11 protein-coding genes are annotated in these 12,481 nt (G+C 41.6%); all 11 read right to left on the reverse strand.

Annotated features, from left to right (window positions below; all coding sequences use genetic code 11):
- Positions 1 to 17 precede the first annotated feature (17 nt).
- Entirely contained in the window at positions 18 to 779 is a 762-nt protein-coding gene (gene yunB / locus H2672_RS14860; RefSeq protein ID WP_186672668.1) for a sporulation protein YunB, read from the reverse strand.
- A gap of 42 nt (positions 780 to 821) precedes the next feature.
- Positions 822 to 2,198 (reverse strand): bifunctional metallophosphatase/5'-nucleotidase, encoded by a 1,377-nt coding sequence (locus H2672_RS14865; protein ID WP_186672670.1) that lies wholly within the window; start codon positions 2,196 to 2,198, stop codon positions 822 to 824.
- A gap of 3 nt (positions 2,199 to 2,201) precedes the next feature.
- Positions 2,202 to 3,026 (reverse strand): sulfite exporter TauE/SafE family protein, encoded by an 825-nt coding sequence (locus tag H2672_RS14870; RefSeq protein WP_186672672.1) that lies wholly within the window; start codon positions 3,024 to 3,026, stop codon positions 2,202 to 2,204.
- On the reverse strand, positions 3,026 to 3,889 hold the full coding sequence (locus tag H2672_RS14875) for a DUF72 domain-containing protein (protein WP_186672674.1): 864 nt from the start codon (positions 3,887 to 3,889) through the stop codon (positions 3,026 to 3,028). The genes H2672_RS14870 and H2672_RS14875 overlap by 1 nt, the downstream gene beginning before the upstream one ends.
- Positions 3,890 to 4,747: 858 nt before the next feature.
- Entirely contained in the window at positions 4,748 to 6,145 is a 1,398-nt protein-coding gene (gene sufB, locus H2672_RS14880; protein WP_186672676.1) for a Fe-S cluster assembly protein SufB, read from the reverse strand.
- A 22-nt stretch (positions 6,146 to 6,167) separates the two neighbouring features.
- On the reverse strand, positions 6,168 to 6,608 hold the full coding sequence (gene sufU / locus H2672_RS14885) for a Fe-S cluster assembly sulfur transfer protein SufU (RefSeq protein ID WP_186672677.1): 441 nt from the start codon (positions 6,606 to 6,608) through the stop codon (positions 6,168 to 6,170).
- Positions 6,598 to 7,827 (reverse strand): cysteine desulfurase, encoded by a 1,230-nt coding sequence (locus H2672_RS14890; protein WP_186672678.1) that lies wholly within the window; start codon positions 7,825 to 7,827, stop codon positions 6,598 to 6,600. Before H2672_RS14890 ends, sufU begins: the two co-directional genes overlap by 11 nt.
- Positions 7,827 to 9,134, reverse strand: a complete 1,308-nt coding sequence (gene sufD / locus H2672_RS14895; protein WP_186672679.1) for a Fe-S cluster assembly protein SufD — start codon at positions 9,132 to 9,134, stop codon at positions 7,827 to 7,829. The genes H2672_RS14890 and sufD overlap by 1 nt, the downstream gene beginning before the upstream one ends.
- A gap of 19 nt (positions 9,135 to 9,153) precedes the next feature.
- Positions 9,154 to 9,933: a Fe-S cluster assembly ATPase SufC gene (gene sufC / locus H2672_RS14900; RefSeq protein ID WP_186672680.1), complete on the reverse strand. Its 780-nt coding sequence runs from the start codon at positions 9,931 to 9,933 to the stop codon at positions 9,154 to 9,156.
- Between the two features lie 249 nt (positions 9,934 to 10,182).
- Positions 10,183 to 11,406 carry a dicarboxylate/amino acid:cation symporter gene (locus tag H2672_RS14905; protein ID WP_370569668.1) on the reverse strand — a complete coding sequence of 408 codons (1,224 nt, stop codon included), beginning with the start codon at positions 11,404 to 11,406 and terminating at the stop codon, positions 10,183 to 10,185.
- Between the two features lie 150 nt (positions 11,407 to 11,556).
- Positions 11,557 to 12,426 carry a MetQ/NlpA family ABC transporter substrate-binding protein gene (locus H2672_RS14910; protein WP_186672682.1) on the reverse strand — a complete coding sequence of 290 codons (870 nt, stop codon included), beginning with the start codon at positions 12,424 to 12,426 and terminating at the stop codon, positions 11,557 to 11,559.
- Between the last annotated feature and the right edge of the window lie 55 nt (positions 12,427 to 12,481).

Below are 12,481 nucleotides of genomic sequence, written 5' to 3' on the forward strand. Positions count from 1 at the left end.
CATTTTCAAGTCCCTTGTCATTCCTCTTTCACGGGAGGGGCAGGAACTTCAACTGATGGCGGATTCCCACTACCAGTCGTATAGATTTGTGGCACAGTTGATTGAATAAGACCCATAGCTACTGGTATTCTTTGTGTCACTACACTTTGCTTTGTTGCAAGCGGGACAATGATTTGGACATTTACTGTCAATAGTATATTCACTTCAACAAGAGCATTGTTAATACCAAATTCACTTATTTTTGTATCTATTGTCGACTGAACTTGACCTATGACATGGAAACGAATCGGTATTTTCGGCCCCAAGTTCCCTAGTAATGGAATATTTGCCGCTTGAGCAAGAGGGACAAAAAAGACAACTCCCTCGCCACTTTCCATCGCTTGCGGGTCAAATTCGATCTCTTCTGTTGGTAATATTGCTAGATTTCCCGATTCAGCCTGTTGAAGGTGGGCCTCGACAAGACCATGTATCTCTGCTGATGCTCTGTTAATTATTTCGGTGTTGAATTTAACCATTCCCTTAGAATCATTCGGGACATTTACGATAATATCATTGACGTCAAGGACATTGACAGTCCTTGAATTGATGGCTTTGTTGATTACATGAGATGCGATTCTTTGTGTTTGTACCTCTGCATAGTCAACATAAATCGGAGTAAGCCTCGCATTGATAAAATATATAAAAAGGGCAATCGCGATAATAAACGCAGGAATAAGAAGGGGTAACAGTTTACGTTTCTTTTTCCTAGACTTTCTAGTGACCTGGCCATTAAATCTCAAAACGACTCCCTCCTGCTATACATTATGCAAGGAGGAAGTCGTTCATTCTTTGAATAGTATAGTTCCGTACCAACCAACAACATCCCTGATTAACTCGGGCATAAAGTACTCAATTTCTGCATGTTTAAGCGATGGGAAGAAAAAACCGAATGTGAACATATCCAGTGTTGCAAGTGTGTACTTTCCACCTGCTATAACTTCCCTATTCCCAGCAAAAAGCTGACCATATCTATTTTTATACAGTCTTTCGTGAATCATCGCACCCATTATAGTTCCTCGGAAACCAAGCCCTTTGATTTCAATTTGCGGCCACTCTTTCGTTAATGACAGCTCATAAACATCTTTTAATGCTGATCCATCCAGTGTAATAAGACATAAATTGATTGGATGAGGTAGAAGTGAATGTAAATCCTCTTTTGTCACCCAGCCTTTATCCAGGCTACCTAAAAAGATCCCTGCGTTAAACATGGCACAATCCGCTTGCGAATATGCAATGAGGGCCCTGCCAAAGAAAGTGGACAGCGGACTACCATCAAATAGATTTTGAGATAAGTGAGAAGGATTATAAAAAACTTGTTCCTCCATCGCTTGTTTTCCCATTTGGATTAGCTTATTTACTTTTTCAATATCCTCTTCATTGCTTTTAACTGAATCTGCCCTGACAAGTTGTGCAGTCATTTGTAAAACTTCTTTTGTATCCCCGTTAAATTTCACGGTTACATGCCCCACATATTCGCCATATTTACCTGTTGCAGCCAAAAGGGTGTTGCCTATCAATTTGCCTTCATGAAAAAGATGATGCGTATGCGCACCGAAAATGATATCGATTTCGGGGCATTCTACTGCAAGCTTTTCATCTTCATGAATCCCCATATGTGATAGACAAACAATCATATCCGTTTCATCTGCAATGCTTTCAGCAACAAGTTTTAAATTTTCACGGGGTGGCGTTATTTGCCAACCTAACTTCGAATAGAAGGCTTTATATTCTGCCGTAGCCCCTATAACACCAATTCTCGTACCTAGCTCTGTGACATAGATTGTATAAGGCACTAACCATTTTGGTCGGCTACCATCTTCTTCGAATAAATTACTCAAGATAACATCAAACTTGGCATCCTCATAGAGAGCAGACAATGCCTCTTTTGACATTGTAATTCCTTCGTTGTTACCAATCGTAACAGCGTCATAGCCCGCTTCATTCAACAAACGGATATTCCCTTGACCTTTTGTCCCTTCCGTAAAAGGATGGGAACGATCAACATGATCACCCATGTCGAAGAGGTAGCAAGCATCACCTTCTATTGTATGCTTACGTTTTTCGTCAGAAAGAAATCGACTGATTTGCGGCCAACTTTCAAAATGACTATGAATATCATTCGTATGATAAAAATGAATTGTTTCAATCCCGTTATTCATATGTCACCCCATAAGTCCGTCAATAATTGATCGGATTCCTAGTAATAGTAAGATAACTCGCAGTGCAACAACAAGCGTCTCAGATTTCATCTTTTGATTTAGGTGAGCACCTATCTTTGCGCCAATATAGGCGGCTGGAATGACTGGAATCGTATAAAGCCACGGCACATTGCCAAGAGAGATATGCGTGATTGAGTTGACAAGAGCCGATAAGAATACCATGAACATGGATGTACCGACCGCAACATGCGGTGGAAATAAGAAAAGAAGGATCATCGCTGGTACGATTATCGAACCTCCGCCAATGCCGAAAAGACCCGATGAAAATCCGACGCCAAATGTCAGCAATAATGCGAACCAAATAGGGTAACCATAAATAAAAGTCTGATCTGTATTATCTGTGAAAGTTCTCTTTTTACCATGATTGACAAACCAGTTGACCGGTTTCAAATACTTACGAACCAGAAGAAGTGTCGATAATAGAATAAGTAAAATACCAAAATAGAGATTGAACGATGGCAGGTCGAGCCCTTTATTCACAAATGCACCAAGAAGAGTCCCGGGAGCACTTCCTAAGAAAAAGATCAACCCACTTCTAAAATCAATTGTTTTTGTCTTCATATAAGAGAGTGTCGATGCTAACCCCGTAAAAATCATCATGACAACAGAAAGCCCAACGACTGTTTGCGGTGTAATTCCATCGATTAAACCAAGATTGATGCCAACGAAAAGTGTCGCTGGTACCAGAATGATACCGCCACCTAATCCGACAAGCGCCCCGACAATTCCGGATGCTAGACCGATAACGGCCAATAAGATAAATTCCATTAAAATTCTCCTTCAAAAAAGTCGAGCTGCTTCGGCGTCAGACTTTCATAGTTGATGTTAAGCATTTTTTGAAAACGTTTTGCATTTTGCGCTGCATGTCCGCCGGAGTTATTGTTAAAAATGACGTAGACTTCATCAGTTTCATTTTTAAGTTTTTGGACCGCTGACTGAATCTCTTTCAGCTCAGTATCATTGTAGTTATACAGATATCTAACTTTACGCCATGCTTCACCATCACCCGTTGTGTTGCGCCACCCTGCTATATTACGACCGTGCAATCTAAGAAGCACCTTATCCGAACGAGTTGAATTAGCTACCAGTGGAATACTACCTTGTCCTGCTTGTGGTTGATCGCACACCGAGTGGATGACGTTTAGTTCTTTCAAAAAAGACAAGGTCCCTGGTTGAAATTCGGGTGTATACCATGACTGATGCCTAAATTCAATTGCAATATCGAATCCATCCAAATTAGCGCAGACGAAGCGAATTTCCGCAACATGCTTTTTTGTACAATCAAACCATGGAGGGAATTGGACAAGAATCATCGCAAGTTTGCCTGCTTCTTGAAGTGGTGTAATCGATAGCCGGAAAAGATTGTACATTTCATCCACAGATGCATATGGGAGTTCCCCCCGATGATGCCCGGTCATACCTTGGTATGCCTTGACGATAAATTTGAAGTTATCGGGCGTTTCTTCAATCCACTTGCGAATGTTGCGCTCCGACTGAATGGCATAAAAAGTAGCATCTAGTTCAACGATTGGAAAGTGTGCACTATAATTAATTAGTTTTTCTTTCTTTGAAGAGGAGGAGTCGTAGACATCCGGATGGTCGCCCCAACCAGTTAATCCAATTTGGATCATCCTTCCGCCACCTTTCAATTGAATCGATACTATCTATATTAACATATCTGGACAACAGATTTGGTACAGTTAGTCTTCAATTAGTCGGAGTCTTACTGCCCGTTAATGAGGGATAAACTCTACATCAGCCAGAATAAACTCTACAACCTCAAACTATTCTTTCTATTTAGTCGGCACTTAACAAATAGAATACTGGTGAGATGGGCTTGATGAACTTCATTTTCACTGGACTATTTTCGGCCCGCTTTCGGCTAACTATTCATTACAGATTTACTGAGGGGGCCTAATGTGGCTAGAAGTGACTCCGTCACTTCTAGCCACACTCTTGGGGAGGAATTGTAGTTCATTCCTCCTTAGTAATCCTGTTGCGAATAGTTGCCTTTCGCGTATCTACAATGTTCCAGTGAAAAATTCGGTTGCTTGGGAAGAAAAGAATAGATGGCAATCTATTGTGAGTGTAAGTGCCCGAAGATGCAATTTCGGGCACTCTTGCACGTTGTACAATGCGTTCCTTGCTTACTTTTAGCAAAGAGTATGCAGCTAATTATGTGATGCCTATTAGATAGTGACGCTTCTTTACTAGGAAAAAAGGAAAAACCATATAGAAAGTTTCAGCACTTCGTGTACCAATGCATTTGGAGCGCGACGGATGAAGAGCAACCATACGATTATCGAAAAAATTGTGTAGGGATGCGACAAAGTCTCATCCCTACACATCCAAACATCCCGGTAATCGTATAGAAGTCATTCAATCCAAAGCGACTTAAAGCAACTATACACGTAACGACTAAGCTATGGCCGACTAAATATGTAAAGACCAAAAAACCGGCACTGGTGGCCGGTTTTCCGATATAACTATTACCCGATTGAACCTTCCATCTCAAACTTGATAAGACGGTTCATTTCTACAGCATATTCCATCGGTAATTCTTTTGTGAATGGTTCGATGAAGCCCATAACGATCATTTCAGTTGCTTCAAGCTCAGGAACACCGCGGCTCATCAAGTAGAAAAGCTGCTCCTCTGATACTTTAGAAACTTTCGCTTCGTGTTCAAGTGAAATGTTATCATTTAGAATTTCATTATATGGAATCGTGTCAGATGTCGACAATTCATCCATAATAAGCGTGTCACACTCAATGTTTGCACGTGCGCCATCCGCTTTACGTCCGAAGTGAACGATTCCGCGATACGTTACTTTACCACCATGTTGTGAAATTGATTTCGACACGATTGTAGATGACGTATTTGGTGCAAGGTGATGCATTTTCGCTCCAGCATCCTGATGCTGACCTTTTCCTGCTAATGCAATAGAAAGTGTCATACCACGAGCGCCTTCGCCTTTAAGAATGATTGCAGGGTATTTCATCGTCAATTTAGAGCCGATGTTCCCGTCAATCCATTCCATTGTTGCGTTTGCGTCACAAACTGCACGCTTCGTAACAAGGTTATAAACGTTATTTGCCCAGTTCTGGATTGTTGTATAACGGCAATACGCATCTTTTTTAACAATGATTTCAACGACAGCACTGTGAAGTGAGTTCGTTGTATAAACAGGTGCAGTACATCCTTCAACGTAATGGACGCTTGCTCCTTCATCAACAATAATCATAGTACGCTCGAACTGACCCATGTTTTCCGAGTTGATACGGAAATAGGCCTGAAGCGGAGTCTCTACTTTAATGCCTGGTGGTACATAGATGAACGAACCGCCGGACCATACAGCCGAGTTCAATGCAGCAAACTTGTTATCCGAGTTCGGAATGATTGTTCCCCAATATTTTCTGAAAAGTTCCTCGTCTTCCCTAAGTGCTGAATCCGTGTCTTTAAACACAATTCCAAGGTCCACAAGTTCCTGTTTCATATTATGGTAAACAACTTCAGATTCGTATTGTGCAGAAACACCTGCAAGGTATTTTTGTTCAGCTTCAGGAATACCAAGTTTATCAAACGTACGCTTGATTTCTTCCGGTACTTCATCCCATGAGCGTTCCGCTCCTTCAGAAGGTTTAACATAGTAAGTAATCTCGTCAAATTTAAGGGAGTTTAGATCTCCACCCCATTGTGGCATTGGCATTTTGTAGAACATTTCCAATGATTTTAGGCGGTAGTCTAGCATCCATTGAGGTTCGTTCTTCATACCTGAGATTTCTTCAACGATTTCCTTTGTCAAACCACGTTCCGAACGGAAAATGGAAACGTCTTTATCAGCAAACCCATATTTGTAATCGCCGATATCCGGCATTATTTTAGCCATTACTATTCCTCCGTCCTTTTAGTTACTGTTCGGAGTCATTTCCGACTCCCTTTTCCATCGCCTTCCATGCCAATGTTGCACATTTAATGCGGGCAGGAAATTTCGATACTCCCGCAAGTGCTTCAATATCACCTAGGTCGATGGAGTCGTCAACATCTTTCCCGAGCATCATGTCTGAAAAAACAGAGGCAGCTTTTAATGCTTCATCCACTTTTTTCCCTTTAACAATCTGTGTCATCATCGACGCGGATGCCATTGAAATTGAACAGCCGTCGCCTTCGAATTTTGCATTTTGAACAATGCCATCATCTATTTGTAGTGTCAGATGGATCACATCTCCACATGTCGGATTATTCATATCGACAGTTATGCTACTTTCTTCGATGACGCCTTTGTTTCTAGGATTTTTATAATGGTCCATGATGACCGAGCGATATAGCTGATCTAATTTATTAGTAGACATCTGCAAAATACTCCTTTGCGATACGGAGTCCGTCCACTAAGCGGTCAACGTCAGCTTCTGTATTATAAATATAGAAGCTGGCACGTGCCGTGGATGATACATCGAGCCATTTCATAAGCGGCTGAGCACAGTGGTGACCTGCTCTGACGGCAATACCATGCATATCGAGCACGGTTGCAACGTCGTGTGGATGGACATCGTTCAGATTAAAAGTAACAAGCCCGGCACGTTTTTCAGGATCGAGTGGACCGTAAATGGATAGTCCGTCGATTTCCGACATCCGTTCCATTGCATATCCAGCAAGTTCGTGTTCATGCCGTTCAATGTTATCTAGTCCGATCTCCTCAAGAAAATCGATTGCAGCACCTAGACCAATCGCTCCTGCGATAATCGGTGTACCGCCTTCGAACTTCCAAGGAAGCTCTTTCCATGTCGATTCATACAAACCAACGAAATCAATCATTTCGCCACCGAACTCAATCGGCTCCATGTTGTTGAGTAACTCTTTTTTCCCGTAAAGGACGCCAATGCCGGTCGGACCGCACATCTTGTGTCCTGAAAAAGCGAAAAAGTCACAATCTAGTTTCTGTACATCGATTTTTAGATGTGGCGCAGCTTGCGCACCATCTACAACCATGACAGCTCCATGTGCATGTGCAATTTCAGCAATTTCTTTAATGGGGTTCATCGTACCAAGTACGTTCGATACGTACATGATTGACACGATTTTAGTCCGGTCTGTAATAACTTCTCGGACCTTTTCAAGTGATAGTGTGCCGTCTTCCTCAAGGTCAACGTACTTCAACACTGCCCCTTTTTCTTTTGCCAGCTGCTGCCATGGAATAATGTTTGAATGGTGTTCCATGTACGTGATGACGATTTCATCACCTTCACCGACATTCGCCCGTCCATAACTTTGCGCAACTGTATTTAAAGCCGTTGTCGTACCGCGCATGAATATGATTTCTTCCGTCGACTTCGCATTGATGAAGTTGCGCACTTTTTCGCGCGCCCCTTCATATCCTTCTGTCGCACGATTTCCAAGCGTATGCACGCCGCGGTGGACATTCGAGTTATCAAGGCCGTAATAGTTGCTGATTGCTTCTATTACTTGCCGCGGCTTTTGTGAAGTCGCGGCACTATCTAGATAAACAAGCGGATGCCCGTTTATTTCTTGGTCCAATATAGGGAAATGTTTGCGGATGTCTGTACTGAGCATTAGCGCACTTTCCTTTCGATAACCTCCGTCAATTGCTTCTTAACGCCTTCAATCGGCAATTTGCTGACAACTGGCGCAAGGAAACCATGAATGACAAGACGTTCTGCTTCCTGCTGTTTAATTCCACGGCTCATCAAATAGAACAGTTGCATTGGATCAACACGACCAACCGATGCCGCATGGCCTGCTGTTACATCGTCTTCATCGATAAGTAAAATTGGGTTTGCGTCGCCGCGTGCCCTTTCACTCAACATAAGGACGCGTGACTCTTGGACAGCGTTCGCTCTTGTTGCACCTTTTGCGATTCTTCCGATACCGTTAAAGATACATGTAGATTCTTCTTTCACAACACCGTGTTTCAAGATGAATCCTTCTGTATCCATACCCCAGTGCACGATTTCAGTTGTGAAGTTTTGGCGCTGTTTACCGCGTCCAACAACAACTGTCTTCATGTCACAATGAGATCCGTTACCAACAAGATGTGTAATATTTTCAGAAATCGTATCTCCGTCATTCATCAGTCCAAGTGCCCAATCAATACGGCTATCGCGTCCTGTAACTCCACGACGATTCACATAGGTTGTAAATCCTTTCGCAAGTACATCAACCGCACCGTAAGTAATTTGTGCATTATCACCTGTGAATACTTCAGAAACGATATTAGCTAATCCTATTGCTTCTTCTACAGTTGACAAATAGTTCTCGACATACGTCACTGAACTATTCGCTTCTGCCACAATAAGAACGTGGTTAAAGAGTGAAGCTTGTTCATCATCATGTAAAAACAACACTTGAATTGGCTCTTCGACAACAACATTTTTCGGAACATATACGAAAACGCCGCCGTTTATAAGTGCTGCATGAAGTGCAGTCAGTTTATGCTCGTCTACCTTCACACCGTCTGTCATGAAATACTTTTTCATAAGATCACTATGTTCACGTGATGCTGTGAAAATATCTGTCATGATGACGCCTTTCGCTTTCAACTCTTCAGATAAAAACAAGTAAGCGGGTGTGTTATTGTGTTGTACATAAATGCTGTTCTGTTGTTCTTTATCAACAAGTGCACGCGCTTCTTCAGAAAGCTCGTCCAATGAAGCATACACAGTACTCTCTACCGTATGGGCAGGGAATTCAGTAAAGTTCCATTTGTCGATTTTCGTTTTATCTGGTTTTGGCATTGGAAGCTGTTCCGCTCTCACTAATGCGTCTGCACGGAAATCCGCCATCCAATCTGCTTCATTCATCTTAGCGGAATAGGAACGGACGTCCTGTTCGGTTAATGCCATCTTTGTTTCAACCGTCATTTTGAATCGTCCTCCTTTCTTAAACTTCCAGCCCGACAGTTTCGTCTTCGATGCCAAGTTCTTCTTTAATCCAGTCATATCCTTGTTCTTCAAGTTTATGTGCTAGTTCAGCTCCACCGGATTTAACAACTTTACCTTGCATCATAACGTGAACTTTGTCTGGCGTAATGTAGTCAAGAAGACGTTGGTAATGAGTGATGATTAGGCAACCAAACTCTTCTCCGCGCATTTCGTTGATGCCTTTTGAAACAACTTTCAATGCATCGATATCAAGACCAGAGTCAATTTCATCAAGCACTGCAAATTTAGGCTTCAACATTGTAAGCTGAAGAATCTCGTTACGTTTCTTTTCTCCACCTGAGAAACCTTCGTTCAAGTAACGTGTAGCCATGTCTTCGTCCATTTCAAGGAATTCCATTTTACTATCAAGTTCACGGATGAATTTCATCAATGAAATTTCGTCGCCTTCTTCACGTTTCGCATTAATTGCAGAACGAAGGAAGTCAGCGTTTGTAACGCCTGTAATTTCGCTTGGATATTGCATGCCAAGGAAGATACCCGCTCTAGCGCGCTCGTCCACTGCCATTTCAAGTACATCTTCACCATCAAGTGTGATTGTACCGGATGTCACAACATATTTGGGATGCCCCATAATCGCTTGCGCGAGTGTAGATTTACCTGTACCATTTGGACCCATGATTGCGTGGATCTCATTTGTATTGATCGTCAAATCGACGCCTTTTAATATTTTCTTGCCTTCAATTTCAACGTGAAGGTCTTTAATTTCTAAAGTAGCCATTCCAATACCTCCAATATAATAAAGATGAACGGATATCCATTCTCAATTTAGTATCATTCTAATCTTAACGCATAAAGCATTGCCTTGCAAATCATTGAGAATCGTTTCATTAGAAAGGAATGCCCTTAATTCAAGACTTGTATGCATCCATTTTTCAAGTCTTCACTCATTTTCAATTGTCAAATCCTTAATGAGAATCCACACAATTCAAAAAACCGGTACACAATGTACCGGTTTAAAACTTATTGATTAGTATTGTTCTGGTTCTAGATTCGTTTTAGCAGCAACAGCATTATCTTTTTTCGTAAACCTATCAACCATAATAGCGAGTGCACCATCGCCTGTTACGTTTGTTGCTGTCCCGAAGCTATCTTGCGCCATGTAAAGAGCGATCATCAGCGCAACCATTCCTTCATCAAAACCAAGCATTGTGCTGAGTAATCCAAGTGCCGCCATAACCGCTCCACCTGGCACTCCAGGTGCTGCAATCATCGTAACACCAAGCATGAAGATGAACGGCAAGTACGTACTGAATTCAACCGACATTCCATTCATCAACATGACACCAATCGAACAGGATACAAGTGTAATCGTACTTCCTGATAGGTGAATCGTTGCAAATAGTGGAATTGTAAAACCAGTCACTTTCTCTGACGCACCTGTTTCACGCGCCTGTCTTAGCGTAACTGGAATTGTCGCAGCTGATGATTGCGTCCCGAGTGCAGTGAAATAAGCAGGTGCCATTATTTTCATTAGACCGAACGGATTGCGTTTTGTAAGCGTTCCCGCAACAGTATATTGCAAGGTAAGCATAACGAGGTGAAGACCGATAATCATAACGAACACCACCGCAAATACAGAAAGTACTTTTGCAACTTGACCGGTATACGTCATATTAAGGAATATCCCGAAAATATGGAAAGGTAAAAGCGGAATAATAACGAATGAAATCACTTTTTCAATCAACACATTGAATTCATCAAACACAGCAAGCATTGATTTACTACCAATGGAAGCCATCCCGATTCCAAGAACGAATGCTAGAAGAAGTGCCGACATGACGCCCATTATTGGTGTCATTTCAATCGTGAAAAATGATTCTGCCGCTGCTCTGCCCGCATTTTCAATATCATCATTGCCAATGCTTCCGATAAATCCAGGCAGTATTGCCGTTGCTGCAAAGAATGCAAGAATCCCGGCTACGATTGTCGAAAAGTAAGCGAATCCTGTCGCCAGACCAAGAAGTCTACCTGATCCTTTACCAAGCTTAGCAATTCCTGGTGCGATAAATGCGACAATGATTAGTGGTACTACAAAATTCAAAAAGCCACCGAAAATCATATTGAATGTAGCAGCAAGACTGACAAACCAATCTGCAAAACCCTCACTAATTTTAGGTATAACTAAACCGAGTCCGACCGCTAGTGCAATGGCAATAATGATACGCCAAATTAGACCAATTTTGAGCTTCAAAACCATATCCCCCTATGATAATTATATGTATTTAAGAAACAACGATACCATAATGTTTTTGCTATTGGAACATCTATTTGTGATTAACATCTATTGGAAAACAGAAAAACTCCACCGAGTTTATAATCATCGGTGGAGTTTTCTTCATACTTATTTTACCGGAACGACTGTGCCGCCCCATTCTTTAATAATAAAGTCTTGAATTTCTTTCGTCTTCAATACTTCAATCAATGCTTTGATCGATTCTTTATCTTCATCGCCTTTTCTAACAGCGATGATATTTACGTAAGGTGAATCCGCGTCTTCGATTGCAATAGAATCTTCAATCGGATTCAAGCCCGCATCGATTGCAAAGTTCGAGTTGATCAACAATGCATCACCTTCATCATTTGCGTAAAGTTGCGGCATTAGTCCAGGTTCGTAGTTTGCATCAAATTTAATATTTTTAGGGTTTTCAACGATATCGTTCAGTTCAGCAGCTGTTTTATCTATGCTTTCGTCAAGTTTGATAAGTCCTTTTGATTCAAGCATTGCAAGCACACGTCCGTGATCCGAAACTGAGCTACTCATTAATATCGTCGCACCATTTGGAAGTTCATCAAGTGATTTATACTTTTTCGAATAAACACCGATTGGTTCAATATGGATACCGCCTGCATTCACAAAGTCGTATCCGGCATCTTTGATTTGCAACTCTAGATAAGGTATATGCTGAAAGTAGTTTGCATCAAGGTCGCCTGATTCAAGATCTTTATTCGGCAACACATAGTCTTGATAGGTTTCGATTTGAAGATCGTAACCCTTTTCCTCCAATAACGGTTTTGCTTGTTCAAGGATGATTGAATGCGGTGTATTGGAAGCACCGACAACAAGTTTAGTTAATTCTTTTTCCCCGTTGCTATCGTTATTGTCTTCTTTGCTTACATTATTACTGTCGCTCGCATTTTTTGTTCCTGTTCCGCAAGCTGCAAGTGCAAGTACCAGTACTGCTAATAAAATTCCTGTAATAAGTTTTTTCATTTCACAATCTCCCTTTTTCTATGATGTTAATCTGGATGACAGGTAAAGCGGGTTG

Origin of the sequence: Sporosarcina sp. BP05, from assembly GCF_014282005.1 — a bacterium.
Classification (GTDB): Bacteria; Bacillota; Bacilli; order Bacillales_A; family Planococcaceae; genus Sporosarcina.